At 29.3% G+C, this 25,254-nt stretch carries 22 protein-coding genes; 18 read left to right on the top strand and 4 right to left on the bottom strand.

Annotated elements, in window-relative coordinates:
- The 5 genes from KQI18_RS04370 to KQI18_RS04350 all read left to right on the top strand — a co-directional run bounded on the left by KQI18_RS04370 (position 1) and on the right by KQI18_RS04350 (position 6,235).
- The gene (locus KQI18_RS04370; RefSeq protein WP_216466461.1) at positions 1-1,467 is read left to right on the top strand and encodes a hypothetical protein; all 1,467 of its coding nucleotides are present in this window, start codon (positions 1-3) and stop codon (positions 1,465-1,467) included.
- A 437-nt stretch (positions 1,468-1,904) separates the two neighbouring features.
- A complete protein-coding gene (locus KQI18_RS04365; protein ID WP_216466460.1) occupies positions 1,905-2,351 on the top strand; it encodes a hypothetical protein in 447 nt (148 codons plus the stop codon).
- 282 nt (positions 2,352-2,633) lie between these two features.
- Positions 2,634-4,349 carry a hydroxylamine reductase gene (gene hcp, locus KQI18_RS04360; protein ID WP_216466459.1) on the top strand — a complete coding sequence of 572 codons (1,716 nt, stop codon included), beginning with the start codon at positions 2,634-2,636 and terminating at the stop codon, positions 4,347-4,349.
- Between the two features lie 97 nt (positions 4,350-4,446).
- Entirely contained in the window at positions 4,447-4,638 is a 192-nt protein-coding gene (locus KQI18_RS04355) for a ferredoxin (protein WP_216466458.1), read from the top strand.
- A gap of 352 nt (positions 4,639-4,990) precedes the next feature.
- On the top strand, positions 4,991-6,235 hold the full coding sequence (locus KQI18_RS04350; protein ID WP_216466457.1) for a radical SAM protein: 1,245 nt from the start codon (positions 4,991-4,993) through the stop codon (positions 6,233-6,235).
- A 226-nt stretch (positions 6,236-6,461) separates the two neighbouring features.
- Here the strand turns inward: KQI18_RS04350 and KQI18_RS04345 are convergent, their stop codons facing one another.
- Positions 6,462-6,878, bottom strand: coding sequence for a pyridoxamine 5'-phosphate oxidase family protein (locus tag KQI18_RS04345; protein ID WP_216466456.1), 417 nt, complete (start codon positions 6,876-6,878; stop codon positions 6,462-6,464).
- A 373-nt stretch (positions 6,879-7,251) separates the two neighbouring features.
- On the opposite strand from KQI18_RS04345, the gene KQI18_RS04340 reads away from it, so the two are divergent.
- A complete protein-coding gene (locus KQI18_RS04340) occupies positions 7,252-8,193 on the top strand; it encodes a helix-turn-helix transcriptional regulator (RefSeq protein WP_216466455.1) in 942 nt (313 codons plus the stop codon).
- A gap of 458 nt (positions 8,194-8,651) precedes the next feature.
- Positions 8,652-9,533: a proline iminopeptidase gene (gene pepI / locus KQI18_RS04335; protein WP_216466454.1), complete on the top strand. Its 882-nt coding sequence runs from the start codon at positions 8,652-8,654 to the stop codon at positions 9,531-9,533.
- 118 nt (positions 9,534-9,651) lie between these two features.
- Here the strand turns inward: pepI and KQI18_RS04330 are convergent, their stop codons facing one another.
- Complete coding sequence (locus KQI18_RS04330; RefSeq protein WP_216466453.1) at positions 9,652-10,437, bottom strand: EFR1 family ferrodoxin; 786 nt, start codon at positions 10,435-10,437, stop codon at positions 9,652-9,654.
- 222 nt (positions 10,438-10,659) lie between these two features.
- Here KQI18_RS04330 and KQI18_RS04325 point away from each other — a divergent pair, with 222 nt between their 5' ends.
- From KQI18_RS04325 to KQI18_RS04315, 3 genes are all read left to right on the top strand, one after another.
- Complete coding sequence (locus KQI18_RS04325; protein WP_216466452.1) at positions 10,660-10,998, top strand: cupin domain-containing protein; 339 nt, start codon at positions 10,660-10,662, stop codon at positions 10,996-10,998.
- A 3-nt stretch (positions 10,999-11,001) separates the two neighbouring features.
- The gene (locus tag KQI18_RS04320) at positions 11,002-11,337 is read left to right on the top strand and encodes a cupin (RefSeq protein ID WP_216466451.1); all 336 of its coding nucleotides are present in this window, start codon (positions 11,002-11,004) and stop codon (positions 11,335-11,337) included.
- A gap of 516 nt (positions 11,338-11,853) precedes the next feature.
- Positions 11,854-13,257 carry an alanine/glycine:cation symporter family protein gene (locus KQI18_RS04315; RefSeq protein ID WP_216466450.1) on the top strand — a complete coding sequence of 468 codons (1,404 nt, stop codon included), beginning with the start codon at positions 11,854-11,856 and terminating at the stop codon, positions 13,255-13,257.
- A gap of 246 nt (positions 13,258-13,503) precedes the next feature.
- Here the strand turns inward: KQI18_RS04315 and KQI18_RS14540 are convergent, their stop codons facing one another.
- Entirely contained in the window at positions 13,504-13,746 is a 243-nt protein-coding gene (locus tag KQI18_RS14540) for a PhzF family phenazine biosynthesis protein (protein ID WP_420372063.1), read from the bottom strand.
- 284 nt (positions 13,747-14,030) lie between these two features.
- Here KQI18_RS14540 and KQI18_RS04305 point away from each other — a divergent pair, with 284 nt between their 5' ends.
- The 4 genes from KQI18_RS04305 to KQI18_RS04290 all read left to right on the top strand — a co-directional run bounded on the left by KQI18_RS04305 (position 14,031) and on the right by KQI18_RS04290 (position 19,372).
- Positions 14,031-15,605 (top strand): sigma 54-interacting transcriptional regulator, encoded by a 1,575-nt coding sequence (locus tag KQI18_RS04305; RefSeq protein WP_216466449.1) that lies wholly within the window; start codon positions 14,031-14,033, stop codon positions 15,603-15,605.
- A gap of 333 nt (positions 15,606-15,938) precedes the next feature.
- Positions 15,939-17,132 carry a methionine gamma-lyase gene (megL, locus tag KQI18_RS04300; protein ID WP_216466448.1) on the top strand — a complete coding sequence of 398 codons (1,194 nt, stop codon included), beginning with the start codon at positions 15,939-15,941 and terminating at the stop codon, positions 17,130-17,132.
- 113 nt (positions 17,133-17,245) lie between these two features.
- Positions 17,246-18,607 carry a Na+/H+ antiporter NhaC family protein gene (locus KQI18_RS04295; protein WP_216466447.1) on the top strand — a complete coding sequence of 454 codons (1,362 nt, stop codon included), beginning with the start codon at positions 17,246-17,248 and terminating at the stop codon, positions 18,605-18,607.
- 477 nt (positions 18,608-19,084) lie between these two features.
- On the top strand, positions 19,085-19,372 hold the full coding sequence (locus KQI18_RS04290; protein ID WP_216466446.1) for a hypothetical protein: 288 nt from the start codon (positions 19,085-19,087) through the stop codon (positions 19,370-19,372).
- Positions 19,373-19,450: 78 nt separating this feature from the next.
- Here KQI18_RS04290 and KQI18_RS04285 read toward each other — a convergent pair whose 3' ends face one another.
- Entirely contained in the window at positions 19,451-20,086 is a 636-nt protein-coding gene (locus KQI18_RS04285; RefSeq protein WP_216466445.1) for a hypothetical protein, read from the bottom strand.
- Between the two features lie 166 nt (positions 20,087-20,252).
- On the opposite strand from KQI18_RS04285, the gene trkA reads away from it, so the two are divergent.
- From trkA to KQI18_RS04265, 4 genes are all read left to right on the top strand, one after another.
- Complete coding sequence (gene trkA / locus KQI18_RS04280) at positions 20,253-21,620, top strand: Trk system potassium transporter TrkA (RefSeq protein WP_216466444.1); 1,368 nt, start codon at positions 20,253-20,255, stop codon at positions 21,618-21,620.
- Between the two features lie 10 nt (positions 21,621-21,630).
- Positions 21,631-23,079: a TrkH family potassium uptake protein gene (locus KQI18_RS04275; RefSeq protein ID WP_216466443.1), complete on the top strand. Its 1,449-nt coding sequence runs from the start codon at positions 21,631-21,633 to the stop codon at positions 23,077-23,079.
- A 222-nt stretch (positions 23,080-23,301) separates the two neighbouring features.
- Entirely contained in the window at positions 23,302-24,105 is an 804-nt protein-coding gene (locus KQI18_RS04270) for a hypothetical protein (RefSeq protein ID WP_216466442.1), read from the top strand.
- Positions 24,106-24,117: 12 nt separating this feature from the next.
- Positions 24,118-25,248, top strand: coding sequence for an ATP-binding protein (locus KQI18_RS04265; protein ID WP_216466441.1), 1,131 nt, complete (start codon positions 24,118-24,120; stop codon positions 25,246-25,248).
- Positions 25,249-25,254 lie beyond the last annotated feature (6 nt).

Raw genomic sequence — 25,254 nt, 5'->3', positions numbered from 1 at the left:
ATGAATAATAAATATGATTTATACAAATATATACAAGGAAAGAATAGCATCAATAGTATTATAAGTACATTAAGTAAAGATGATATTAATACAGATATGGAAATAGATATTATTAATTCTTTAGCTGATTTTATAAAAAATAATCTTCAGTATGAGCACTTAGAATCATTTAATAAATTAGCAGATGTGGTAGTAAATATAATAGAGGATTTCAATAATGAAAGTATTGATTTAAGTATAGGTAAAAAGAATCGAGTAGATAGTTTAGTCAAAAACTTATCTAACTTAAAAAAAGATATTAATAATATAAAAGTTAGTTTATATTTTTGTGGAAAAGATAAATATAATATAATATATAAATGTATAAATGAAAAAGTTATATATATAGATAATATTGATGAGTATATACGTTTAAATAATGAATTCAAGACTAATCAAATTAACGTATTGATATTAAGTGAAGAAACCATATATAGTGACTTAGATTTTAACTTATATTTTAATGATGTATTATATTATGATAAATTAATGAATATTATGTTCGAAACAAGTGAAAAAATATATTATGAAAATTATGATTACAATTATTTAATAAAATCTTTAGAAAAGTGTAAATGTGAAAATATAGATACGTTAGTAGTAGGTAACTCTTATCCATTAACAGGTATAGACATTAAATCTTTATCAAATAAATCAGTAAATGTATCTTTATCTAGCCAAGATTTATATTATTCTTATAAACTAGCAAAAGAAGCTATAAATAAGAATGGAAATATCAAAAGATGTATTATAGGGGCTGGATATTATCTAGTAAATCATGATTTATCTAAAGGTAAGAGTGATTATTCTGTTAATATGGTTAAACATATATATTATCCTATATTAAAAGATAAACACCACTCAGAAAAAGTGGATGGTATAGATTTATTAAATCTAAAAAAAGTAATAAATAATGATTTAATAGACTATATATTCAATCTAGAATTCTTGGACGACCATTTTAGAGATTTAGTATATAGGGAAAATAATGGATACTTCAATAAAAATTTCACGAGAGAAATGACTAGTGTTTTACGTGGAGTTAAATTAAGTAATATTAGTAAAGATGAAAAATATAGATTAGGTGAATTGAGAGCTAATCAACATAATGATTTGTCTAAGTTTACTGAAACTAAAAAAGAATATAATAGTATATTTAATGAGTTTATAAATTTTTTAGAAGAAAAAAGTGTAGAGCCGATAATAGTTGTATTTCCAACCACTAAATATTATAGTAAGTTTGCAAATAAAACATTTGAAGACGAATTTTATAAAATTATAAATGGTATTAAAGAAAAAAATGAAGTTACCTTAATTGATTTTTCAAAAATAGATATATTTGAAGAAGATGATTTTATAGATTTTGATCACATGGGTGAATCCGGAGCAATTAAGATAACGCATGAGTTAAATAAAATCTTAATTTAACTTAGATAGAATTTTACAATTATTAAATATTGTAGACAAAGAAATTGATTAAAATATTATTGATATAAACACTATAAGAATAACTGAGTTATCTAACATAAAACTCAGTTATTTTATAGTGTTTTTATTTTATAATATAGGTTAAATATATCAGTCTGATATGCAAACAACGATGTTACATTATTATTACTATTAGATAAAACTATCATTGTAATATTCCTATTTAAATCATTTGGTGTATTATTTACATTTCCCATAGTTTCACTTATTTTACCTGACGATAACTCATTGAAAATAAGAGTGATACTCTCATCACCTTAAATTTAATGTATTTTACTTATTAAGTATTTACTTAAGGTTAAATTAAGGATGCTATACTATAATCTAAACCATTGAACAAAACTAAAAAAACAAATAAAAAAGGAGTAATATTAATTATGAGAAAAGATAACAAAAAAAGTAAAAATCCAGTAGTTCTAGCGTTTTACACAATATCAATACTTTTAGGTATTTACACAATATTTACAATATATACCTCATACATTTATATTTCAAGTCTAGGATCTCAAGGTCTTGTAATAAAGGATGAATTACAAAGTGTAATAAACTATTTTGGAACGGCTTCTATACCATTCCTATTCTACTCAATAGCTACATTTGCAATAGGATATATTATAGATAAACTAAACTATATAACAAATGATTTGAAAAAATATAATAACGAAGAAATAATAACAGAAAATAATGAAGAAATAAGCGAAGATATAAAAAATGAAGCTATAATAGCAGAAAATAATGAAGAGATAAGCGAAGATATAAAGGAAGAAGCTATAATAACAGAAAATAATGAGGACATAATTGAAGATATAAAAAAAGAAATATAATTAACATATAAATAAAAGGTGTAGCAAAACAGCTACACCTTTTATTTATTTAAAATCATATTGCTAAAATAAATTTTCTAACGCCGGATTAGTTTTATATAGGTACAATTAAAATATTGCTTACCAACATAGCTCTTGTAACTTTTTAAAATAGTTTCATAAATTTATAAACTGTAACTTATGTTACAGAAAATAATGTTGAGTTAAGTTAAACTTAATTTATGTTTTGAATGTGAAACAATCAATTAATAATAATTTTAAAATAAATCGGAGGAATAAATGATGGAAAATAAAATGTTTTGTTTTCAATGTCAAGAGACAGCAGGTTGTACAGGGTGTACAAAGTTTGGTGTGTGTGGAAAATCACCAGATTTATCAAGAATGCAGGACTTATTGATATATACTACAAAGGGAATATCTGAAGTAACAACTAGACTTAGAAGTGAAGGTCAATTTGTTGATAGTAGTGTTAATCACTTGATAACAATAAACTTATTCTCAACAATAACTAATGCAAACTTCAACGATGAAGTATTTTATGCAAGGGTAAAGCAAACTTTAGATACAAAGAAAAGTTTATTAGCTAAATTAAAGAATAAAAATAATTTATCAGAGGCAGCACTTTGGAATGCTTCAAGTAAGAGAGAGATAGATCAAAAAGTTGGACTTTTAGAAAAGTTAAAAAATATGATATTACCAAAAGAAGAAGTGGCATTAAAAGATGTATTAGATGATAAATCAACTAGTGTAGGGGTTCTTGCAACAAAAGATGAAGATATAAGAAGTTTAAGAGAACTTATAATATATGGATTAAAGGGAATGTCTGCATATGTTAAGCATGCCAATGCCTTAGGTTATGACAGTGAAGAAGTAAATGCATTTATGCAATCCACTCTAGCTAAAACTTTAGATGATAAGTTAACAATAGATGAATTGATAGCATTGACTTTAGATACTGGTAGAGTTGGGGTAGACGCAATGGCTTTACTTGATGGAGCAAATACAGGATCTTATGGACACCCTGAAATAACTAAAGTTAACATAGGTGTAAGAAAAAATCCGGGAATACTTGTATCAGGACACGACTTAAAAGACTTAGAAATGTTACTAAAGCAAACAGAAGGTACTGGAGTAGATGTGTATACTCACTCAGAAATGTTACCTGCTCACTACTACCCATCATTTAAAAAGTACTCTCATTTTGTAGGTAACTACGGGAATGCTTGGTGGAAGCAAAAAGAAGAATTTGAAAGTTTCAACGGGCCAATACTTATGACTACAAACTGTGTTGTACCACCAAAAGATAGCTACAAAGATAGATTATACACTACAGGTGCATCTGGGTATCCAGGCTGTCATCATATAAAAGGAAATAGTGAGGATGATAAAGATTTTTCTGTAATAATTAAACATGCTAAAAACTGTAAACCACCAGTAGAAATAGAAACTGGAGAGATAATAGGTGGTTTTGCACATAATCAGGTATTTGAACTTGCGGATACGGTTGTAGAAGCAGTAAAATCTGGTGCAATTAAGAAGTTCTTTGTAATGGCGGGTTGCGATGGTCGTGCAAAATCAAGAAACTATTATACAGACTTTGCAAAAGCACTTTCAAAAGATACTGTAATATTAACTGCAGGTTGTGCTAAATACAAGTATAACAAATTAAATTTAGGTGATATAAATGGAATACCAAGAGTATTAGATGCAGGTCAGTGTAATGATTCGTATTCTTTAGCACTTATAGCACTTAAATTAAAAGAGGTATTTGAGCTTGAAGATATAAACGATTTACCTTTAGCATTTAATATAGCTTGGTATGAGCAAAAAGCTGTAATAGTATTACTATCATTATTATACCTAGGGGTTAAGAATATCCATTTAGGCCCAACACTACCAGCGTTTTTATCACCAAATGTAGCTAAAGTTTTAGTTGAGAACTTTGGTATAGCTGGAATAACTAATGTGGAAGATGATTTAAAGATTTTTTTAGACTAGGCTTATTGTAAAACCGTTCATATAGATAATGATAGTTTTATTCTGAGAGTGAGTGTCTAATAATCGAACTAAGTAATATTAGAAAGAATTTATTATAATGAGAGCATATGTAGACAAAGATACATGTATAGGATGTGGTGCATGTGTTGGTATTTGCCCAGAAGTCTTTAATACGAAGGACGATGGGAAGTTAAAGGTAATAGAAGAAGACCTCCCATCTGAGTTACAAGACTCAGCAAGAGATGCTGCTGATTATTGCCCTGTTGTAGTAATTAACATTGAAGAATAAAATACCATTTTTAATGAGTATTAAAATTAAAAGAGATACTAAAGTGGATAAATTTATTTTTAATAAATTAAAAATAAGCCTGTAGAAGAGATTCTACGGGCTTATTTTGTTATAATTAATAAATAATTGTAATTTATGCAGTCATTATATGATAATGGAATAAGAATACTATTCTTTTGTGGTGGAGAAACTTTACTTTGGAAAGATGGTAACATTACCAATTGAAATTGAAGGGCTTTGCGAAAAATGTGCTTATCTTTTTGTTAATGTGTTTACGTTATTATGTAAAGGTAATTTTAAAGTTATTTTTGATATGCTAAAGACATATTTAAAATATGTATAGGGGGACATAATGTTTAGTAATATATTTAGAATAATAGAAACAAGGAGCTTTAAGCCATTAAAATTTACAAAGATTAATGCTGAATACATTGATAACGATGTTGAAGATATCGGCATCTACATACATATACCTTTTTGTAAAAAATTATGCTCATTTTGTCCTTACAATAAGGTTAAATATGATGAAGCACTATCTTTAAGATTTAAAGATGCATTACTAAAAGAAATACATTTAATAGGTGATTATTATAAAAAAAGAAATATTACTAGTATTTATTTTGGAGGAGGTACACCTTCATTAATGATAGAAGAATTGAATGATATTATTATTACTTTAAAAGAAGTATTTAATATCAACTGTGATATAGGAATAGAACTGCATCCCAGCGATATAACAAAAGATTTGGCTAAAAAACTTAAAGATATAGGTTTTACTATGGTTAGCATTGGAATCCAATCTTTTCAGCAAAAAGAGCTTAAAACTTTAGGACGTGAATTTATAGATGGTGATGAAAAAGTAACAATTTTAAAAAATGAAAAATTTAAAGTTATAGATGTAGATTTAATATTTGGAATTAACGGACAATCTATTGAAGATCTTAAAAAGGATTTTATCACTGCTTTTGAGAATGGAGCGACTCAGGTATCTACTTATCCATTTATTGATTTTTCGTATGCAAACAATAGAAATAAACCCTTAGGAAGAAAAGAGAAAAAAGTTCTTCTTAATTCTTTAGAGACTCTAAGAGAGGAGTTGAATTTAAAAAGAACCTCAGTATGGACATTTGGAAAGGAATCAGTTCCTAAATATTCTTCCATAACTAGAGATGCTTATATAGGATTTGGAACAAGTGCAGCTTCACTAACAAAGAAGTATTTTAAAATAAATACTTTCTCAGTCGAAGAGTATATCTCTGCAGTGAATAATGATAATAATCCAAAGTCTTTAACAATGGATTTCACTGAAAGACTAAGAGCTTTATATTGGTGTTTTTGGAATGCTTACACATTAGAATTTAATAACGATAACTTTAGAAAAATATTTAAAAAAGATATCGAAAACATTTTTAAAATAGAATTATTGTTATCTAGAGTTTTAGGGATAATTAAGAAAACTAAAAATGGATATAAATTAACGGAATTTGGTATATATTTATATCATTTAGTAGAGCAACACTATACTCATCAATATATAGACAAGACATGGCAAATTTGTGGACAAACATCGTGGCCTGATGAAATAGACTTATATTGAGGATTTATTACTCAGTTAAACAATTATTAGAAAAATTGTAGCCTAGCCGAACTTTTCATATAAAAAGTATGAGTCTAAAATATTGACGTGTACACCAAATATGTCATACTCGTTTGTATCAGTCAAAAACTCAGGAGGTGGTCAGTATGTTTATGAAGCTGAAAAGTAAAAATAACTTAAAGAGTGTACTGACAGCAGAAGTGGAGGACTAATAGCCCTCCATTCTTTATAATTTTATTGTTTTTATAGTAGATAAATCTAAAGTAACAATTGCTGTATCAAAGGCTATTTCATATACTATCAAGGACTTTCCAGCATAATCTATTGTATCTTGGTAACCAGGTATTTTTTTTACAAAACAATCTGTTAAATCAAAAATAGTTTGCTTACTCTTGGAAGCAATTCCTTTTGCTTTTACATGTTCGTTTTCTTTGTGTGGAATCGTTGTAAATGCAACATTTTGATTTGCTTTTATTTCTTTTGTTTTATCGTTACCTTTAAAAGTTGCAAAATATAAAATGTTATTATCTGGATTGAAATAATAATTTACAATCCTAACATTTGGAACTTCATCAACACTGGTTGCTAAAGCAATTTCCGTTTGTCCTTCCAAGATTCTTTTAAATTCTTTTAATGTATCCATAAAAATTCCTCCTTTTGTTTTCGGCTAATTCAAAATATAAATCCGTGATAACTTTCTAACCCTTGATGTATAAGGTATCGAGACTGTTTTTCGCTGTCTCCCTCTAAAAGTACTGGATGTGTTATCTGAGGCGGCGAAGCGAACACTTACAATGAGAATCGTTGAGATACGATGGCTGTTCTGACGCGCTTGTTTGCTGCGCTTTTTATATCAGAACGCTAAATGATGAAGGCTCGTTGTCAAGTGTACTAGTTATTTATCAGAAAACTTTTCATAGATTTATTTTGAGATACCTGTTCTCGATACATACATAGTATAATATATAAAGGTATCAAAACATGACACCGTTTATATTTTTAGGAGGAATAGCCAAATGCATAAATCTACACGTCTGAATGACATGATGATTTTTCTTAATGATAATAGTTACTTTAATCTAAAAGATATAATGCAAGAATACGGAATCTCTAAAAGTACCGCAATTAGAGATATACAAGCGTTGGTAGAAATAGGTATGCCAATATTTTCTGAATCGGGGAGAAATGGAAGATACGGCATCTTAAAAAACCGACTTCTTTCACCTATTATTTTTACTGTTGATGAAATGTATGCTTTGTACTTTGCTATGCTTACGTTAAAAGCCTATGAATCAACACCATTCCATTTGAGTGTTGAAAGATTGAAGCAAAAGTTTGAGACCTGCCTGTCGAGTGAACTTATCAGTAATATACATAAAATGGAGAATGTACTAAGATTTGAAGTAACAAAACACTATAATAGTAGTCCATTTCTAAATGATATATTACAAGCGACAATAGAAGATAAAGTGTGTACAATTGTCTATAAAAAAGAAGAAATAAAAAAAACTTTTCATGTACAGTTTTTCGATATTTCATCGTCTTTTGGACAATGGTATGCTACAGGATTTGATTATGATATAAAAAGAGTTCAAGTATTCCGTAGTGATAGAATAGTTGATGTTTCAGAGTGTTATATTTATAAAGCCAGACCAATGAAAGAACTTCTTGATTATTCAACTAATATATTCAAGTCCGCAGACGCTACTGACTTTGAAGTTCAGATTTTATCTAAAGGAGCAGATTTGTTTTATAAAGAAAACTATCCATCTATGCAACTACTGAAAATAAATGGGCAATATGTAATTAAGGGTTTCTACAATATAGGAGAGGAAAAGTTTATTGCTGATTATTTCATCTCATACGGAAAACTTATTAAGACTATCTATCCCATACAACTAAAAAATCTGATACATGAGCGACTATCTGAATTATCTCAATATTATAATAACCTTTAAAATAAGTCGAACAGTGATAAATACGAATATGTATGCCTTATTATTTAACTTAATAATCTTTCAGCTATCCTGTTTCTCCAATACAAATTCATAAAAAATAATATTAACCTGCAATGCAATTTATATCACAGGAAACTGAAGATTTATTACAATTAGTGTATTCTTTATTAAGGAATTTATAGGTGATAATATTATATTAGATACAATACAGAAATACAGTAGACTTGGAGTGCCGAGAACCCTGTACATAAAGCAAAACTACGTTAATATCAGCATTCAAAGACAGAAGAAAATAATATTATAAAGTTAGTATAATTTGATTGTCGGATTTTAGTTTTGTGTTATACTATTTATGAAAGCTAGTATAGAGATTTAAATACATATTGAATATGGCTAAGTTTAAAACATTCTTATTAAGGAACTAATTATGTTCCTAATGCCGAATTGGAGGGGTAAACATGAAAATTACTGAAGGATACATGCCTTTTGAAGGTTATAAAACCTATTACCGTATAGTAGGTGAAGCAACAGAAGGAAAGAAACCATTAGTACTACTTCACGGAGGACCAGGATCTACACATAACTATTTTGAAGTATTAGACAAGATAGCTGAAAGTGGTAGACAAGTAATAATGTATGATCAAATTGGATGTGGTAATTCATTTGTGGAAGGTCATCCTGAGTTATTCAATGCTGACACTTGGATAAAAGAGCTTATTGAACTAAGAAAGCACTTAGGACTTGAAGAAATTCATTTATTAGGTCAATCTTGGGGAGGAATGCAGGCTATTTGGTATGCAATTGAGTACAAACCAAAAGGGATTAAGTCATATATTCTTTCATCTACTCTTTCATCTGCAAAGCTTTGGGAAAAAGAGCAAAAAAGAAAAATATCATATATGGACGAAGCTGATCAAAAAGCATTACTTGATGCAGAAAAAACTGGAGATTACTCTAGCAAGGAATACAGTGAAGCATTAGATAAGTTTATGGAAAGATACTGTGCAGGTAAGGTAACTGAAGATTCTCCTGAATGCTTAAGAAGACCTAAAAAAGCAGGTTCTGAAGCATATATTGTAGGATGGGGACACAATGAATTTTCTCCTACAGGTACTCTTTCTGGATATGAGTTTACAGACAGGCTGCATGAAATTAAGGAACCTTGTCTAATAACTAATGGGGCGATAGATTTAAGTTCTCCATATATTGCAAAAACTATGTATGATAGAATTCCTAATAGCAAGTGGGAACTATTTGAATATTCAAGACATATGCCGTTTGTAGAAGAAAATGATAAATATATAGAAGTTTTAAATAAATGGTTAAATGAGAATGACTAAAATTATATAAATTTATATAAATAAAGAGATTAAGCATTATATGTTTAATCTCTTTTTTATTACAAGGAGATTACCAACTAGGTTCCCATTTTAATTTAATCTTTGCTTCAGAGTTTGTTTATCTTCTAGTGAAGATATTGTTATCATACCAATTATCAAAATGGAGAAAATTAAATGGTTTATGGATGTCAATTACTTGTTCAGGACAATTATATATACACCTCATGCACAAACCACAATTCCAGTTAAATTTAACCTTACCTTTGGTAATATCTATATTATGATTAGGACAATTATTAACACATTTACCGCAACGTGTACAACTATTTTTAGCATAAAAAAACTTACCCAAAATATGAGCGCCATACCACTCTAATCTACCCACGAAAGCTAAGATTTTCACTAAGATACTACTACTTGGAATGTATGAAATTCGATCTATTAGATTACGTACAGTAAGAGGTATTTTATTATCTGCATCATTAATTAGTTCTTTTATTTTTTTGTCATCATATTTAACTACAAAATTTGATGGCATAGCAAACAGCTTATTATAAAATACTTTGAATCCTTTGTTATTCAAATTTTTGATGAGTAAATTTGATGAAGCGTAATTTATCGGGTGGTCTTCTCCGGCTGTATTGATTATAAATGTTTCCATAGAGTCTATCTTTGGTAATCGCTTCACAAAATTTAACACAATTTGAGGCGCATTAAAAGAATGAACTGGATAAGCTATTCCTACTGCATCATATTGTAATAATTGAATATCAAATCCATTGATATTTTCAATTTTTATGCAATCTACATAAACTTGTAGGTCTTCAAACTCTTTCTTCATTTTATTAACAATGTATCTTGTCATGCCTGTTCCAGAGAAGTAAAATATACATACTTTATTCAAAAAAATACCCCCCATAAATAAAATAATCTCTTTTAAAGTTATTTTATCATAGCTTATCTAAATACTAAAACATATTAATTAGATATATAATTAAGTCTATAAAGGAAACATTGGCATTTGAGATATAAATATTGATGAATTTATTAAATACAGAAAGGAAATAATAGATTATTGACTTAAATCTAACTATTAAAATAATAACTAAAAAAGGGAGGAAATAAAATGCAAGAATTAATAAGAAACATTGAAAAATCAAAATCAATAGACTTCGACAGTTTGGTAAGTTGTAAAGAAGGACAAATAGAAACAGTAACTATGGCTCAGAAAAAAGGAGTAGGAGTAACTGCACTAGCATTTGGGCAAGGAGAAGGGGTAGGACCTCATGCAGCTAAAGGGGATGCTTTAATATATATCCACCAAGGTGTTGCAACTGTAAAAATAGGAGAAGAAACAATAGAAGCTACAAAAGGACAATTAGTTATAATGCCAGCCAATACTCCACATCAGGTAACAGCAAAAGAAGATATGAAAATGCTTTTAGTAGTTGTTAAAGAGGACTAGCTTATGAGATATTTAAGAAATATAAAACCAAATGAAGCTATTGCTATGACTGATATGATAAGTCATACAGGAAATACTATAGCGAGTAAAGCATTAATAGATAATGATAATACAGAGATAAGATTTTTTTCATTTGCTAGTGGAGAAAGTATAGATAAAGAGTATTATGAGATGGAAACATTGTTTGTAATGATAGAAGGTAGTGCAAAAGTTTTATATAATGAATCTGATGAAGCTGTAATAAATAAAGGTGATATTATTGCAATGGAAGCTAATATAAATTACGGTATTGAAGCGTTGACTGATGTTAAATTGTTTAATATATTGGTAAAATCATAAGAGATTATACAATTTTTTGAGGAATAAAAGCTTTAAAAATGGTAACTTAATTGAAATACAACAGGAAGTTAATTTAATTCAAATAACTTTCTAAATGTACATCAATTAAGTTACCATTATTTTTATTTTAGTATATTTGCTTAATTAACAAAGGATATAAATTGTATATAGTAAGATTGTAAATATTTTCTGAGTATTTCGACATATAGATAATATCTATATTTCTATTGCTTATATTGAAAATAGTGTATACAATGTTAAATATATGTAAATTTTTTAACAAATAATTTATCAATTCAAAAATGATCAAAAGGTCACATCCAAAGAAGGTAACTTAGGCTTAGCTTCATAAGTAAACTCATCAAAGTAGTCCATTAGGTTATAGAATATTAGTTTTTATGTTATCACAGGGTTTTCTAGATATAATTGAAAAATTCTTTGATATAAATATAAGTCAGCTGAGTACTTAAACACAAACTCAGAAAAACTAGATTCAATAACAAGGAGGCGTTTGTAATGGAAGTAATCACGAAAATTGTAAATGCAGTAAATGGTATCTTATGGGATAAAAATATCCTACTATTTTTACTTGTTGGAACAGGTATCTGGTATACATTTCAATTAAAATTTATCCAGATAAGAGGTTTTGGAGAAGGGTTTAGAAGAACCTTTGGAGGCCTTTTCAAGAAAAGTGAGAAGGCCGGTGCAGATGGGATGTCACAATTTCAATCATTAGCTACTGCAGTAGCAGCTCAAGTAGGTACTGGTAACTTGGCTGGTGCAGCTACAGCAATTGCTGTTGGTGGGCCTGGTGCCATATTTTGGATGTGGATCAGTGCATTTTTCGGTATGGCTACGATCTATGCAGAAGCTACAATGGCGCAAAAGTATAAGCAAGTTGGAGAAGATAAATCAGTAACAGGCGGTCCAGTTTATTATATACAAGGAGCATTTAAAGGTAAGTTTGGTAAAATTTTGGCGGGTTCATTTGCAGTATTTATTATACTAGCTTTAGGTTTTATGGGAAATGCAGTGCAATCAAACTCTATTGCAGCTGCGTTTGATATTGCATTTGGTATAAATCCGCTTATTGTTGGTATTATTTTAGCATTATTATCTTATGTAGTATTTTCAGGTGGTATCGGAAGAATAGCTAAAGTCACGGAAACACTTGTTCCGATTATGGCATTATTTTATATTATAGGTTCTTTAATTGTTATATTTGTAAACTTTAGGAATATTCCTTTAGCATTTCAAGAAATATTTGTAGGCGCATTTGCACCTCAGTCAATAGCGGGTGGGGTTGTTGGGGCTACTATTCAAAAGGCAATGAGTAAAGGGGTTGCACGTGGATTATTCTCAAATGAAGCTGGTATGGGTTCTACACCTCATGCTCACGCAGTAGCAAAAGTTGATAATCCATCAGAACAAGGATTTGTCGCTATGATGGGAGTTTTCATAGATACTTTTGTTATATTAAATTTAACAGCTCTTGTTATTATTACGACTCGTTCAGTAACTCCAGATGCTTCTCTTATAGGTACTGCACTTACTCAAGCAGGATTTTCATCAGTATATGGTAAGTTTGGAGATATATTTATAGCTATTTGTATGTTCTTCTTTGCATTTTCTACTATCATTGGATGGTACTTCTTCGGAGAGGCAAATATAAAATATCTATTTGGAACAAAGGCTGTTAAAATATACGGAATATTAGTATGTATTTGTGTGTTACTTGGAACATTGGGAGAAGTGTCTATTGTGTGGACAATGTCAGATATGTTTAATGGACTTATGGTTATTCCTAACTTAGTTGCATTACTCGCTCTCACTGGAACTGTCAAGTCTGTACATAATGATTACATTAAGAAAAATGGTGGAATAAGCTCTAAGAAGAAAAAGAAAAATCCTACAGCTTAGAATATTAAATTATAGATAATATGGTTATAGAGTACTCCTGTCTTTATAGAAAAGATGGGGGTGCTTTTTTATGTATATAGAGTTTTATATAAATTTTTCAAACTATATTTAAGCTTTTATGTTTATAATACTGATTTAAATAATAATAGAAGTAACTAGAATTAATAAATAAAGAATAAAAGTCAATTATAAAACCTAATAATATTATTGGATTATAATTGACTGTTTATTTTCTTGTTTTTATTTTTATAAAAATAATTGACCTTTACCCATAATTACTGAAGTACCTGCTATTGATACGCTAGTAATTTCTTGATCATTTTTTCCAACATTAATAGATATCCTGCTAGGTCTACCAATATCTACTCCTTGTAAACTTACAATACTTTGACTAGTATTAGGGATACTATTATTAAAATAGTATTTAGTTAAATATACACCTAAAGGTCCACTGGCGGCTCCGGTTGCGGGATATCTAGTAAAAAGTATTCCATTAAAATAACCCCCATTTGTGTTATATTGTATAATAATTCTTTTTCCTTATGTATTAATTAAACTTAATTATATCATAGCAGTATAAAAATTAGTATGAAAGTAATAAATCTAAAAATGTGATATAAACTAAAATTTATATAAAAAGTAACTTGAAAATAATGGGATTAAATTAATATAGAGGACTAAACCCTAACTGGCTTTTAAATTTTGAATAGAATATAATGAGATTAATAATGTCTATAAAAAGTAAGTAGTTTTAATATAAGGGAGACGTTTGTATGATTAGATTTGAAATAGATACAAGAGATCGATTTGGTATTACTACCGAGATTTTGTACAAGCTTTATAACAAAAATATAGACTTAGTATCTATGGAGGTATTTCCAAAACAGGTTTGTATAAAAATAAATGATATTGATATAAAAACAAAAAAAATATTGAAAGAAGCTATTTGCAATATAAAAGATGTAATATCAGTAAATGAAATACAGTTATTAGGTTATGAAAAAAATGAACGACAACTTCTTGCTGTTATTAACTCTGTAGATGAAGGAATTATAGCTATAGATAAAGATTTTAAAATTAATATATTTAATAACTACTGCCAAGAATTATTTAACTACAAGAAAGAAGAAGTAATAGGAAGAGACATCAGAGATATTATAGGTAAAGATGATGCAATAGTAGAACTAGTAAATAAAGGTATAGAGTATGAAAATATAAAAGCTAGTTTAAAGCATGATGATACTACTAGTAGTTATATTACTACCGGAAGAAGAATAACTAATGATTTTGATGAAACTGAAGGTGCAGTTATATCTATAAAAGATGTTAATAAAGCTAGACAGCTTGTCAAAATAATAAATACAAACAATGATGGACCTTTTAAAGATATAATTGGCAGTAGTAAAAGTTTAGAAAAAGTAAAGAAGGTCACAACTGCAATAGCTAAAAGTAATTCTACTGTCTTACTAAGAGGAGATAGTGGGACAGGAAAGGAATTATTTGCTAATGCTGTACACAAATTGAGCGATAGAAATAATGATAGATTTGTAGTGATTAACTGTGCTGCTTTACCAGATAGCCTATTAGAAAGTGAGCTATTTGGTTACGAAAAAGGAAGTTTTACAGGAGCTATGCAAAGTGGTAAAGACGGTTTATTTAAAGAAGCTAATGGTGGAACTTTATTTTTAGATGAAATAGGGGAGTTATCAATGCTTCTTCAAGCAAAACTACTTAGAGTTCTTCAAGAAGGTAAGATAAGAAAGATAGGAAGTAGTAAGGAAGAAGAAGTAGATGTAAGGGTTATAGCAGCTACTCATAAAAATCTTGAAAAAATGATAAAAGAGGGAGAGTTTAGAGAAGATTTATACTACAGATTAAATGTAATTCCTATAAAGATACCAAGTTTAAATGAAAGAAAAGAAGATATTCCTATATTAGTACAGTTCTTTATTAATAAACTAAACAAGAAGTTAAAGAAAAATATAAAAGGTTTTAACAAAGAATTTATAGAAGAACTAATGCGTTATGACTGGCCAGGCAATGTAAGAGAACTTCAAAACTTAATTGAGAGAGCAATGAATTTATGTAATGGAGATATTTTAACTACTCAAGAAATTGTTAATGATTTTGTGTATAAAAATGAAGATATTATAGACAATTTTGTTGAAAAAGAAGAGATAAAGTATAAATCATTAAAAGAAGAAATGGATAAGTATGAAAAAGAAATAATTATGAAAGTATACAATAGCAAGAAAAGTTATAGAGAAAGTGCGAGAATACTTGGGATATCACACACTGCAGTAATGAATAAAATTAAAAAGTACAATATAAAGGAAATAAATGAATAGTATAAGCTATTAATAATTAAAATATAAATTGAATTGAAACATAATAAACTTAATTTAAATGATAAATAGAATAATTTACAAAAAAACAATGTGTAAACAAAAGTTTACAAAAGTAAATAAATGTTTACAATAAAACGGGAAAACGTAAACATTTATTTACAACATAAAATTTAGTTGAAAAAAAAGCCGTAATATCATAGAGAAAATGTTTTCATAAATAGTGATTTTTCAACGTTTTTCGAGTTTAATTTTATTTACAGTGTAAAAATATAAAAGTTGGTATGGGAATTGCTCATATAAATAGTGTAAATAAAATTTAAGGAGGAACTTATAATGGAAAACATAAAAAACGCTAAATTTGGAACAAAAACTGTACATGGCGGTTATGAAAGAGACACAAGAACAGGAGCTTTAACTACTCCAATATTCCAAACTTCTACTTTCGTATTTGATAGTGCTGAACAAGGTGGTAGAAGATTCGCTCTTGAAGAAGGTGGATATATCTATTCAAGATTAGGTAACCCAACTAATACTCAATTAGAAGAAAAAGTTGCTTTACTAGAAGGAGCTGAAGCTTGTGTTTCAACTGCATCTGGAATAGGTGCTATAACTTCTGCATTATGGTCAGCTCTTAAAGCTGGAGATCATGTTGTAGCAAGTAAAACTCTATATGGTTGTACATATGCTATGTTTAATCATGGTATAAGCAGATACGGCGTTGAAGTATCTTTCGTTGATGCTTCAAATTTAGAAGAAGTTAAGTCTGCTATGAAGCCAAACACAAAAGTTGTTTACTTAGAAACTCCAGCAAACCCTGACTTAAAACTAATAGACATCAAAGCTGTTTCTGAAATTGCTCATACAGTAGAAGGTTGTATGGTATTCGTTGATAACACTTTCTGTACTCCTTACTTACAAAGACCGTTAGAATTAGGTGCTGACGTTGTAGTTCACTCTGCTACTAAATACTTAAACGGACATGGTGATGTTGTAGCTGGATTTGCTGCTGGTAAACTAGACTTCATAAATCAAGTAAGATTATTCGGAATCAAAGACATGACTGGTTCTGTTTTAAGCCCATTCGATGCATACTTAATCATAAGAGGTATGAAAACTCTACAAGTAAGAATGGACAGACATTGTGCAAGTGCAATGGAAGTTGCTAAATTCTTAGAAGGTCATGAAAAAGTTACTCTAGTTAATTATCCAGGACTAAAAAGCTTCCCTCAATATGAGTTAGCTCAACAGCAAATGGATAAACCAGGTGGAATGATAGCATTCGAAGTTAAAGGTGGATTAGAAGCTGGTAAAAAATTCTTAAATTCTTTAGAGTTATGTACATTAGCAGTTAGCTTAGGTGATTGTGAAACATTAATACAACATCCTGCTTCAATGACTCACTCTCCATACACTCCAGAAGAAAGAGCTGAAGCTGGTATTTCTGAAGGTTTAATAAGAATATCTGTTGGTCTTGAAGATGCAGAAGATATAATTGCTGACTTAAAACAAGGTCTTGATAGATTATAATATTTAGAAATACATTTATAAACTGACATTTAAAAAATAATAAAAGGAGAAGGTGTTTTTGTATCAATATCTTCTCCTTTACTGTACATAAAATTTAAAAGGAGACCATAATTATGCAAGAACCAAATAAAGAAGTAGGTACAGAAACAAATAAAGGGAATGCAATTGCATTGGCTCCAATTGCAGTCTTTTTATTACTATTTATGGGTTGTGGTATAGCAACGGGCGATTTTTATAAAATGCCGGCTTTAATAGCTTTTATTGTTGCAGCAGCAATTGCTTTTATGATAAATCCAAAAGGTAAAAAAGATTCTTTTGATACAAAAATGGAAGTCTTCTGTAAAGGTGCTGGGGATAGTAATATAGTAATCATGTTGGTTATATTTTTATTAGCAGGAGCTTTCGGAAGCGTTGCAGAAGCTATGGGAGCTGTAGACTCTACAGTAAACATGAGTTTATCTGTTCTTCCACCAAATTTACTAGTAGCTGGACTTTTTCTAGTTGTTTGTTTTATATCTATATCTATGGGAACATCAGTTGGTACTGTTTCTGCATTAACACCAATAGGTATAGGAATAGCACATAAAACGGGAATACCATTAGAGTTCTTAGTTGCTATTATAGTTGGTGGAGCTATGGTAGGTGATAACTTATCGATGATTTCAGATACTACTATAGCTGCTGCAAGTACTCAGGGTTGCCAAATGAAGGATAAAGTTATTAAAAATTTCTTTATTGTATTTCCTTCTGCCCTTATAAGTTTAATAATAATTCTTGTAATGACTTCAGGTGTTCAAACTGTTCCAGGAGCAGACCATCCATTTCAATTTATAAAGGTTTTACCATATATTGGAGTATTAGTTGGAGCACTATCAGGACTAAATGTCTTTATGCTACTAGCTGGAGGAGTAATTTTTGCTGGGGCAATCGGTTTCTTTACAAATTCTCTTGGCATGTGGGAATTTATTGAAGCTATATCGAAGGGTATGGCAGGTATGCAGGAATTATGTCTACTAGTTTTAGTGGTCGGAGGAGTTATCGGATTAATTAAACACAATGGCGGTATGGACTTTATTCTTAATTATGTAACAAGCAAAATTAAGAGTAAGAGAGGTGCAAAGTTTGGTATAGCAATTTTAGCTAGTATTATAGATCTATGTACTGCAAACAATACTATTACAATAATTACGGCAGGACCTTTAGCTAAAGATATTGGTAAAGAATACGACTTGGATCCAAGAAAAATAGCTAGTATTCTAGATATATTTGCCTCATGTTGGCAATGTATGATACCATACGGTGCACAAATACTTACAGCTGTAGGTATAGCTGGTGTTTCAGCTGTTTCAGTTATTAAATACTTGCACTACCCAATTTTCCTACTTATTTTCGGTATAATTTCTATTACTATTGATTTTCCAGAGTTAATAGCAAAGAGAAAAACAAATAAACAACAAAAAACTGTAAATCAGTAAATACTATAAATTATATTATTACATTATTATTTTCGATTTTAAAAAAACTATTTATTATTTAATTAATATCTTTCTTTTAAATGTTATATAAATATATAAAAAAGATGTACATTGCTAGATATTCCTCTCTAGATGTACATCTTTATTTTATTTAACATGTTATCTCTATCTAAAGAAACATCCCACTGTGTCTCTTTAATAGCCTGAGCAAGCTTCGGAAAGCCAAACCCTACTATATCTTCTCCTTTGTTGTAAAAATGTTACTCATGGCTATCAATAATAGTAATCCGCATCCTTTCATAATTTTTATATTAATCAAAGCATAAAAATAAAAGGAAAAACTAAAATCTATTTATATTGATATTTATAAAAATTTTTTGTTAATATAATATTGAGATAAGAATCAATTCTGAGAGATTATTTAAAATAAATAATGATAAAACATGGAATAATACATGTAAAGGAGATAATAATTGTATGGCAAATGTACTTATTGATTTCCATTATTGGGATATATATTCAGTTATAGCTTTTGGAAGTGTTATTTTAAACACATATTTTTTATTTAAAAAATTAATAAAACCATATTCATATTTAATAAATTCATTGATAGCTCTGATTATTACAATAGTTAACACATATCAATCTGCAATACTAGTAGATGAATTTGGCCTTAATGGTAATGTACTTTTTATATTTTTAATATTGGCTGAAATTGTTATTACAATTTTGGCGCTTAAAATTTACAAAAAAAATAGGCCTTAAGGCTAGCTCTAAATATGTTTGGTTAGTATTCAAAAACTATTTAAGAGAGGAATAGTGTCTTCCCCTCCATAGAGGGGATTATAACATGAACATTAAAGTGATAACTACATAAGAAAGTTTGAAATTTTTGTTTAGTGAAAGGTAAATAACACCGTATAATAGAGCCTGAATAAACGCGTAAAGCCCAGTTGAATTACCTTGTGTCAATATGTGAATCAATCCCCATGTAACAGCTAATAAAATTCCACCGAAGGGAACAATTTTTATACTTTTGAACCAACACTCAAACGCTTTCTGACCATGAGCTATAATTAATGTAATTAACAATCCCTCAAATACGTAATAGATGTATTGGAAGATAAATCTTGATGTACCATTAGTTGCAAATTCAAGCGCTGGTTTAAAACCTCCCCATGTAATTGAAGTATAGATAATAGAAGTTATAAATACGATTCCTGTTATAGCCCAATTTGTAAAAGTGATTTTATGTTTAGTTTGTGGTAATTGTTTAATAAGCAAGAATCCAATGCAACCCCAAATAACACAAGTCAAAACCCAATGAATGATACTTTGAGCGATAGTCCATTCATTGCTTACTGTTCCAAAAACACTTGTTTCAATCATCATCAGTAGTATTTCAAGTCCAAGTCCTCCAAATGCATAAAGTGCATAACCTAAATAGTCAATAGCTGTATTTTCTTTTTTAGTTTTCATAGTTTATACCTCACTTTCAGATTTGATTATATGATGAATATTTTAATAATACAATAGAGGTTTTAACATGTTGCACTATTTAATTACTCCTTGCAATTGTTTCAATACCTTACATATGCTATATTTATATTATTAAGGAGCTATTAATTGATGAGAGGGAATTGAAATGAAAATAGTAATTATTGGAGATGGAAAAGTTGGACATAAGTTAGCAAAGCAGTTGTCAGAAGAAGATCATGATATTGTTTTGGTAGACTATAAATCTGAAAAATTGAAGAACTCAATGAATGAGTTAGATGTAATTGGAATTGAAGGCGATGGAGCAAGTCATGAAGTATTAATAGAGGCTGGAATAGAAAATGCAGATTTAGCAATAGCTTGTACTTCATCTGACTCTATGAATATGATGTGTTGTTTGCTTGCTAAAAATTTAGGAGCAGATAGAACTATAGCCAGAGTTAGAAATCCTATATATTATAAGCAAATGTATTTGATAAAAGATGATTTAAGGTTAAGTATGGCTGTAAATCCAGAACTTGAAGTAGCAGAAGAGATTTCAAGAGTATTGATTTTCCCATCTGCTAGTAAGATCGAAACATTTGCGAAAGGCAAAGTAGAATTAGTGGAGTTTAAAGTGGATCAGGAAAGTTCAATAAATGGATTAAGCCTTGAAGAACTGTCTAAAAAATACTCACACTCTGTTCTTATTTGTGCAGTACAGAGAAATCAGGAAGTAATTATTCCTGGGGGGAACTTTAACCTTAGAGCTGGAGATAGGATTTATATAGCTTCTTCTCATAAAGGTGTAGAAAAGTTTTTTAAAGTTACAGGGAAGTTTAAAAACAGAGTTTCTACAGTAATAATTTGTGGAGGTAGTAGGGTATCATATTATCTGTCAAAGAAATTAAGCGGTATGGGTATACAAGTTAAGATCATAGAGAGAGATTATGATAGATGCATGGAGTTGTGTGAATTGATTCCTCAAGTAACTATAATTCATGGGGATGCAACAGATAATGAATTATTGGAAGAAGAAGGAATTGATCGAGTAGATGCTTTTGTTGCTTTAACTGGTATTGATGAAGAAAATATCATAATGTCAATGTATGCTAAAACTAGAAATGTATCTAAAGTAGTTACGAAAGTTAATAGAGAGGCATTAACAAGTATAGTGGATGATCTTGGCATAGAAACACTTGTATCGCCTAAGACTGTTACTGCAGATACCATTTTAGGGTATGTAAGGGCTATGCAGAATTCCTTGGCTAGTGCAAATATAGAAACTGTATACCGTTTGATCAATGGAAAGATAGAAGCTGTTGAGTTTATTATTAGAGAAAATACGTCGTACACTGATACACCAATTAAAGATATGAAACTCAAGGATAATCTACTGATTGCTTGTATAGTTAGAAAACGAAAAATTATTATCCCAGACGGAGAGGAATTGTTAAAGGTTGGAGACAGTGTTATTATTGTTACAACTTGTCATCGTTTTAAGGATTTAAGGGATATATTTAAAGTAGAAGGATAGGAAATAAACTATGAATAAAAAAATGATAGTATATATATTGGGGAAGATGCTTGGAATTGAAGGACTGTTATTGCTTATACCTGGAATTGTATCCATTTTATATGGGGAAAATAAAAGTGCAGTTGCTTTTTTTATTACCTCGATGATTTTATCTTTGTTATACTTAATTTTTGTTAGAAAAAAGCCTAGAGAAACAGGAATTTATGCAAAAGAAGGATTTGTGATTGTAGCCTTAGCATGGATACTATGGTCTGCGTTTGGATCGATCCCTTTTGTGATTAGCGGGAGTATTCCAAATTATATAGATGCATTTTTTGAAACTGTTTCAGGTTTTACAACAACAGGAGCTACTGTATTAAATGATATTGAATCTTTATCTCAAGGAATGTTGTTTTGGAGAAGTTTTACACACTGGATAGGTGGAATGGGAGTTTTGGTATTTGTTTTGGCCTTTATTCCATTGACTGATAAACGTTCTATGCATTTGATGCGTGCAGAAGTACCAGGACCTACGGTGGATAAACTTGTACCTAAAGTAAGATCAACAGCAAAGATATTATATGGGATATATATTATTTTATCTGTAGTTTTGACTATATTATTGATGTGTGGAGGTATGTCTTTGTTTGACAGTTTAATTCACATGTTTGGTACAGCAGGTACAGGAGGATTTTCTAATAGAAGTGCGAGTATTGGATATTATAATAGTGCATATATTGAGGCAGTTATTACTGTTTTTATGATACTGTTCGGGATTAATTTTAATATGTTTTATTTCATACTTATTAAGAAATTTACCACATTATTTAAAAGTGAAGAAGTTAGGGTTTATCTAGGAATTATTATATTTTCGACTCTTGCAATAGCGTTTAACATTTTAAGTATTTACGAAACCCCATTAAAGGCATTTAGATATGCCGTATTTCAAGTGGCTTCTATTATCACAACAACTGGTTATGCGACTGCAGATTTTGACTTATGGCCACAGTTTTCAAAATCTATATTACTTGCAATCATGGTGATTGGTGCTTGTGCTGGGTCAACTGGTGGTGGGACTAAAGTTTCTAGATTAATTATTCTTATCAAAACAGTAAAACAAGAAATTAAACACATCCTTCATCCAAAATCTGTAGGAATTGTAAGAATAGATAAAAAAAGAGTGGACGATGACACTATTCGCGGTGTTTACATATATTTTATAGCTTATACTTTTATTTTTATATTATCAGTGATTTTGATTTCGATTCAAAACTTCGACTTTTCTACTACATTTAGTGCTGTACTTACTTGTTTAAATAATGTCGGACCAGGGGTAGCAGGGGTAGGGCCTACTCAAAGTTTTTATAACTTCTCGATATTTTCAAAGTTAGTGTTGTGTTTCAACATGTTGGCAGGCCGTTTGGAATTGTTCCCTTTTTTGATTATGTTTTCGCCTAACTTATGGAGAAGAAAATTTTAGTGTATACAAAAGCAAAGATACAAAGACAAATAAGAATTCTATTATTAGAGTTCTTATTTTTGTATTTATCTCTAATGAAATAAGATCTAATAAGATATACTTTTAGGATTTTATTTTATTGGTATAATTATTCTGTTTTAAATTGACATTAATAGTATATTTATATAATAAGGTATAATTTAAAATAGTAATTAAAAATAATAATAGATGGGGAGGTATACTATGGAAGAATTAAGACTTATTGAAAAGATAAAATGGAATCCTTCTATTATAAAAACCATAGAAAATCCAACTGATGAAATGAAATTATTGGCCATAAAAAAAGATGGACTTTTATTAAAATATATAGAAAATCCAACTTGGCAGATGAAAGAGTTAGCTATAGAAAATAATGCCAGTGCAATTACACTTATAGATAATCCTACAGAGGATATGATGATAAAAGTAATAAATGATGGATGGAGTAACTTAGAATATATTAAAAATCCAACTGATAAGGTTGTTAAATTAGCCATAAATCAAGCTGGATGGGCTATTCAGTATATTAAAAATCCAAGTGAGGAGTTACAATTATTAGCAGTGAGAAAAAATTACGATTCACTAAAGTATATAAATGAGCCTTATGATAGTGTACAAGAAGAGGCTGTTAAAATAAATTATATTGCATTAAGATATATAGATACACCTTCACATAATGCAGAGCTTATAGCTATAAAGGATGATGAGGCGGCTATTAATCTTATAAAAGATTTGGATAAGAATAAAATGCTAGAATTTTTAAAGGCAAACATCTTAGTTTTTAAATATATTGTAAAAGAAATATCTAAGGATGAATTAAAAGCAGTTTTAATACAAGTATTATCAGAGGAAGATGTCGAAGAAAAATACGTTAGAGATTTTATAAATTCTACAACTATAGATAGAAATAGCGACATAATGCCAATGGATAAGATAATGTTCATATACAAATATGGAAGTAAAAAGGCAAAAAAAATAGCTGTAGATGAAAAGTTAAAGATGAATTAGGAGAGAGACAAAATGAATTTTACAGATACATTAAAAAGTGTTGATTTAGTATTATCAACTGGAGAAGTACCTTTAGTAGTTGGGGAAAGTGGTATAGGTAAGACTGCTTTAGCAAAGAACCTTGCTAAAGAAAATGATTGGAGTTTAATAGTTATCGATGGAAATTTACTTAAAGAAGGTGAAATAGGTGGCCTTCCAACTATAGTATCTTATACAGGGATAAACTCCGATGGAAATAAGATAGAAAAAAAGATGACAGTATATGCTGTTCATAACAAGTTAAAAGAAATTGATGAAGAAATATCAAAAGGAAATACAGTTCTTTTATTTATAGATGAGATTAATCGATGTGAGCATACAGTTCAGCAGGAACTTATGAATTTAATATTAAATAGAGAAATCAATGGATACAATTTACACGAAGATGTAAAAATATTAGCAGCAATGAATCCTTCAAGTAAATATGGTTCTGATTTTGATTATCAAGTTGTGGATATGGATGCAGCGCAAGAAAATAGATTTGTTTGGTTGAATATGGAAAGTGATTATGTACAATGGTTAAAATGGGCAATAGACGTAGGAATTGAACAAAAGGTCATAGAGTTTATTTCTACCTTCCCAGAATATCTTAATAAAACAAATGAAGATGATGTTAGGGCAACTCCAAGAAGTTACGAAAGAATTTCTAAGGGTTATAAAATTTATAAGGATAATGCAGATTCAATACCGAGAGCAGTTTTTTTAAATGTGATTAAAGGAAATGTAGGTAAGGTTATAGCAGAAGAGTTTATAAGTTTCGTAGAATCAGAACGCAGTCTATTGATATCTTATGAAGATGTTTTTTTAGGGGATACTCTTAGTGAATCTGTTATCGGAAGGGTAAAAAGTGAAACTCATACGAGACTTTATCTATCGGCAATGAATATACTAAAAAACTTAGAATCTAATATGAAAGATGGTAAGTCTGAATCAAGCTTTAATATTAATAGACTTATTGAGTATTTAAAAATATATCCTGTAGATCTAATGGTTGGAATTATGAAAGATATTAAAAATAGCTATAGTGAAGTTTACAAAAGAGCTATAGAAAATGAAGAGTTTGTAGAGTTATATTTTAAGTCTTATAGTTTAATAAGGGGATAGATAATA

The sequence above is a fragment of the Metaclostridioides mangenotii genome (genome assembly GCF_018917235.1).
GTDB lineage: Bacteria > Bacillota > Clostridia > Peptostreptococcales > Peptostreptococcaceae > Metaclostridioides.
Note: the sequence above shows the minus strand (reverse complement) of the source record. Positions and strands in the feature narration are given on the sequence as shown.